The organism is Microcystis sp. M53603_WE2, assembly GCF_030065435.1.
The window spans coordinates 1-5,181 of record NZ_JASJFF010000600.1 but is presented as its reverse complement, the minus strand read 5'-3'; the positions used below and the strand labels follow the sequence as shown (position 1 = coordinate 5,181).

Here is a 5,181-nt window from a genome sequence, read left to right as displayed (position 1 = left end):
TTAGAGAATGTGATGAGATGTGGTCTTGGGTTTTTTCTAAGACGATAAAGGTTTATATTTGGCGGTTAATTGATAGAAAGACAAGGGAAATTATTGGTTGCTATTTAGGGTATGCTGAAAAAGTTTTTCCTGGGGACAGGGTGTGGGGTGTGGGGTGTGGGGTGTGGGGTGATGGGAGTTGGGAGTGCCGGAGTTGGGAGAATAAAGCTGCCTTTTGCATGAGTGCCTTTTGCCTTCAGAAGCTGATCACTGAAAAGACTCCCCCAACACCCATCTCACCCCGGGGAAAACCGCTATAGAATAGAGAAAAAAGAGAATTGCGAGGAAAAAACTCTGTCTTTTAACCCGATTGTCATTCCCCCTTCCCCGGAAAATCCCGCTCGCTATCTAGTGATCATGCTGCACGGTTGGGGTGCAGATGCCATGGATCTGGCCCCCCTTGCATCGATGCTGGATCTAGCTGATTGTCAATTTTTGTTTCCTAATGCTCCCTTCGATCATCCCCAAGTGCCGGGGGGACGCGCCTGGTATGCTTTAGAAACCTCCGATTATCAAGGTTTAGTCCCTAGTCGTCAACAGTTGCACGATTGGATTATTTCCCTAGAAGCAACCACCGGCATTCCCCTAGAGCGGACTTTTTTGACCGGTTTTTCCCAAGGGGGAGCGATGACGCTGGATGTGGGTTTATCTTTACCCTTGGCGGGATTGGGTTCCTTGAGTGGTTATCTGCACGGTGAACCCCATCCCCAAGGCCCACAAAATGTCTTAATTGTTCATGGTAAGCAGGATCCCGTCGTTCCTATCGCTGCTGCTCGTCAAGCCAGAGATTTACTGCTTGGTTTGGGGGTTAACGTCGAATATCACGAGTTAAATATGGGTCACGAAATCCCGATTCCGGCACTGACTATTTTACGCCAATTCCTCCGCAATCGTCTAGAAACTGCATGAATAATGCTCGTCAGCTGGCTTTGCTGATTTTACGGGATATCGATCGCTCCTCCGCCTATCCCGATCGCGCTCTTGATCGCCATTTGTCCGCTAGTTCCTTAAATTGTCTTGACAAAGCCTTGACAACGGAGATTGTTTATGGTATAATGCGCCGACAAAGAACTTTGGATGCGCTGCTCGATCGCTTGGGGAAAAAAACTGCGGCCCAGCAACCCCCGGATTTACGGCGAATTCTCCATATTGGTCTTTATCAACTGCGTTATCTATCCCAGATTCCCCCATCGGCGGCGGTGAATACGGCGGTAGAATTAACTAAAATCAGTCATTTAGGCAAATTAGCGGCGGTGGTTAACGGAATGCTGCGGCAATATCTCCGTTTAACTGCTAATGGCGACGATCCTTTACTTTTACCGGAAAATACCGCTTCTAGATTGGGTATTCTCCACAGTTTCCCCGATTGGTTGGTGCAATTGTGGTTAGATCGCTTTAGTGTTACGGAAACGGAACAACTGTGTCAATGGTTTAATCGCTCTCCTGACCTCGATATTCGGATTAATCCCCTGAAAACTAGCCTAGAAGCCCTAGAAAATGAGTTAGAATCAGCCAATATAACTTTTAATTATCTTAAGTTACCTCTAGCTTGCCGTTTAACCTCTGGTTTAGGCAATATTGAGCGTTTAGAGGGATTTCGAGCCGGAAATTACACCCTACAGGATATTAGCGCCCAATTAGTCACTTATCTACTCGATCCCCAGCCCGGAGAGACAATTATCGACGCTTGTGCGGCACCGGGAGGAAAAACCACTCATATTGCCGAATTAATGGGCGATCAGGGTAGAATATTAGCCTGTGATCAAACGGCATCCCGTTTACGACAGTTAGAAGCCAATATTAAAAGATTAGACTTAAAAGCGATCGAAATACATCTAGGGGATAGTCGCGATCGTCCCCAGTGGCACGGCATCGCCGATCGTGTACTAATCGATGCTCCCTGTTCAGGATTGGGAACCCTGCACAAGCGTCCTGATATACGTTGGCGACAAACACCGGAAAATTTACCTGTACTAGCCAAACGACAGGGGGAACTTTTAGCCTCGGCTGCCACTTGGGTAAAACCGAAGGGAATCTTAGTTTATGCCACCTGTACTCTCGATCCGTTAGAAAATGAAAGAGTGATCGAGCAGTTTTTAGCCGCTCATCCCGATTGGAAAATGGCCACTCCTGACTCTAATTCATGCTTCTCAGAATACTATACAGAAACAGGAGCGATCGAAGTGTTACCCCATCGACATAATCAAGACGGTTTTTTTATGGCTAAGTTAGTCAAGGAAGTGTGGGATGAAAAATAAACAATTACTGAAAATTCTCATCGGTGTTGCTTGGATTGATGGTGTCATTCAACCATCAGAAAGAAATTATTTACGACAGGTAGCTGTGAGGGAAAAACTTGATGATGATCCGGAGATAAAACCACTATTATCGGAACTAAAACCAGTTAAAACCAGTGAATGTTATCGATGGTTAGAGTCCTATTTAGGCGATAATCCTAGTCCAGAAATCTATCAAGATCTACTAACATCGATTAGCACTTTAATCTATAGCGATGACGACGTGGATATACAGGAAGCGAAATTATTAACCAAAGTGCAGAGTTTCGATCCGACTCATGATAGCCATCGATCGATGTTAGATAAATTAGTCACGGGAATTCAGAAATTGTACCACAGGGCAATTACTGGAAGTAATTAGGGTTGGCTGAATAAATCTAAAAACCTTGTTGGGTAAGACTTTTAGACTTTTTGTCAATCAAAAAGTACCATATCTGGGAGTGATGGGGGGGAAAATTCTGGGACTTTTTCCCTGAAAATTAGGTAGTTGACCCCCTCAAAATCGGTAAAACCCTACACCCCACACCCCACACCCCACACCCTACCCCCACGAAAAACTTTTTGCCGCAAACCCTAATTAGTGATGAGCAGGTCAAAAATTTCCCCGATAAAAACTGATAGCTGATCCCTAGATTTTAGGTAATAACTGTGGGTTGTTCCCGTCCGGTAGATTGACGAATTTGACCGATTTCTTCGGCTAAATCAATTAAGGGTTGTAGGGCCTTTTGGGTGTCGATATCGTGTTTACTTGCGTCCGGTTCATAACTTTCTAGATAAACCCGGAGAGTTGCTCCTTTAGTTCCCGTACCCGATAGACGATAAATAATCCGAGAACCATCGGTAAAACCAATGCGAATACCTTGATTTTTACTCACACTACCATCCACGGGATCCGTATAGCTAAAATCATCGGCATATTCCACTTCATAGTTACCAAATTGTTTACCCTTAAGGTCTAAAACCAACTTCTGGAGACGTGCCATCATCTCTTTTGCCGGTTCTAATGCGACTTCTTCATAATCATGACGAGAATAGAAATTACGACCGAATTCTTGCCAATGACTGCGAACAATTTCCTCTACCGATTCCCCTTTAACTGCCAAAATATTTAACCAGAAAAGAACCGCCCATAAACCATCTTTTTCGCGAATATGATTGGAACCCGTGCCGAAACTTTCCTCCCCGCAAAGGGTTGCTTTCCCCGCATCTAACAAATTACCGAAGAATTTCCAACCGGTGGGAGTTTCATAACAGTCAATTCCCAGTTTAGCCGCTACTCGATCGGCCGCCGCACTGGTGGGCATCGATCGCGCTACTCCCGTGATACCATTTTGATAGCCCGGTACTAGATGAGCGTTGGCTGTTAGTACCGCCAAACTATCACTGGGGGTAACAAAAAAATTCTGACCGAGGATCATATTGCGATCGCCATCTCCATCGGAAGCAGCCCCAAAATCCGGGGCCTCTTGACCAAAGAGAATTTCTACCAGATCATGGGCATAGACTAGGTTAGGATCGGGATGACCACCACCAAAATCCTCTAGGGGAATACCATTTAATACTGTACCTTTGGGCGCGCCTAAACGCTGTTCAAATAGAGCATAAGCGTAGGGACCGGTTACCGCATGGAGAGAATCCATGCACATTTTAAACTTACCAGAAGTGAGTAGGGTCTGAATGCGATCGAAATCAAAAATCTTTTCCATCATTTTGACATAGGGAGTGACCGCATCGATCACTTCCACATCCATAGTTCCCAGTTTAAAGGAACTGGGGCGATCGAGATTAATATCGGCCCCTGAGAGGATTTTATAACTGCTAATCACCTTAGTCTCGGCATAAATTGCATCGGTGATATTTTCCGGGGCCGGTCCGCCGTTAGTAATGTTGTACTTAATGCCAAAATCCCCCTCTGGACCGCCGGGGTTATGACTAGCGGAGAGAACAATACCGCCAAAAGCGTTATTTTCACGAATTAACCCAGAAATAGCGGGAGTGGAGACAATACCATCGGTTCCCACGAGTATTCTACCGATACCGTTAGCGGCGGCGATTTTCAGGATAGTTTGAATAGCTTGACGGTTATAATAACGACCATCTCCACCGACAACTAGGGTTTGACCCTCGATACCGTCTAAAGTATTGAAGATAGCTTGAATAAAATTTTCCAGATAATGGGGTTGTTGAAAAACGGGAACGGATTTTCGCAATCCAGAAGTCCCCGGTTTCTGGTCACTAAAGGGTTTTGTGGCAACGGTTTCAATCGTCATAGTCTTTTCTTGATAGGCCGACGCAATTCTCAACTTAAGTATATAGCAGTAGGTTGACAGCCAAGAAATCAGCTAGGAAAGACAACAGCTGGGGAGTCCCCTGTCATACTAAATCTTGTTTAAAAAGTCTAGGAGAGTGGGGAGACCACTTCGTGCGCGTTGCGGGGGGAGATAGGGGAGTGGGGAGATAGGGAAGTGGGGGGAAGGGAGCAGGGAGAAAAAAGCTGACTCCTGTCTCGGAGTCTCCTGTCTCCTGTCTCCTGTCTCCTGTCTCCTGACTCCTGACCCCACCAACAAACTTTTTGCCGCAAACCCTAGCCATAAATTGCTTAATCGGCCCCTTCAATCGGTGCAAATCCCTGACGTTGAATATTCTCGCTGATGTGACGAGGTTCGAGGAATTGCAGCAGATAATCGGGACCCCCAGCCTTGGAACCTACCCCCGACATCTTGAAACCCCCGAAGGGTTGACGGGAGACAATCGCGCCGGTGATTCCCCGGTTAATATAGAGGTTTCCCACTTCAAATTCCTGCATAGCTCGGTTAATATGGGCAGGAGTGCGAGAATATAAGCC

The 5,181-nt window shown here is 46.0% G+C and carries 6 protein-coding genes and 1 pseudogene; 4 read left to right on the top strand and 3 right to left on the bottom strand.

Going from position 1 to position 5,181, the window contains the following annotated elements; genetic code table 11:
* The 4 genes and pseudogenes from PX481_RS12745 to PX481_RS12730 form a co-directional block, all read left to right on the top strand.
* A pseudogene (locus PX481_RS12745) lies at window positions 1-122 on the top strand (ISNCY family transposase); the annotation flags it as partial.
* A gap of 274 nt (window positions 123-396) precedes the next feature.
* A complete protein-coding gene (locus PX481_RS12740) occupies window positions 397-948 on the top strand; it encodes an alpha/beta hydrolase (RefSeq protein WP_002760078.1) in 552 nt (183 codons plus the stop codon).
* Window positions 945-2,297 carry a 16S rRNA (cytosine(967)-C(5))-methyltransferase gene (locus PX481_RS12735; protein ID WP_288094686.1) on the top strand — a complete coding sequence of 451 codons (1,353 nt, stop codon included), beginning with the start codon at window positions 945-947 and terminating at the stop codon, window positions 2,295-2,297. The genes PX481_RS12740 and PX481_RS12735 overlap by 4 nt, the downstream gene beginning before the upstream one ends.
* Window positions 2,287-2,697, top strand: coding sequence for a tellurite resistance TerB family protein (locus PX481_RS12730; protein WP_002760083.1), 411 nt, complete (start codon window positions 2,287-2,289; stop codon window positions 2,695-2,697). Before PX481_RS12735 ends, PX481_RS12730 begins: the two co-directional genes overlap by 11 nt.
* A gap of 274 nt (window positions 2,698-2,971) precedes the next feature.
* Here the strand turns inward: PX481_RS12730 and PX481_RS12725 are convergent, their stop codons facing one another.
* The 3 genes from PX481_RS12725 to PX481_RS12715 all read right to left on the bottom strand — a co-directional run.
* A complete protein-coding gene (locus PX481_RS12725) occupies window positions 2,972-4,606 on the bottom strand; it encodes an alpha-D-glucose phosphate-specific phosphoglucomutase (RefSeq protein ID WP_002760085.1) in 1,635 nt (544 codons plus the stop codon).
* Between the two features lie 103 nt (window positions 4,607-4,709).
* Complete coding sequence (locus PX481_RS12720; protein WP_080603629.1) at window positions 4,710-4,928, bottom strand: hypothetical protein; 219 nt, start codon at window positions 4,926-4,928, stop codon at window positions 4,710-4,712.
* A 7-nt stretch (window positions 4,929-4,935) separates the two neighbouring features.
* Window positions 4,936-5,181, bottom strand: a 246-nt coding sequence (locus PX481_RS12715; RefSeq protein WP_288094685.1) for an aldehyde dehydrogenase family protein, incomplete at its 5' end; no start/stop codon positions are given.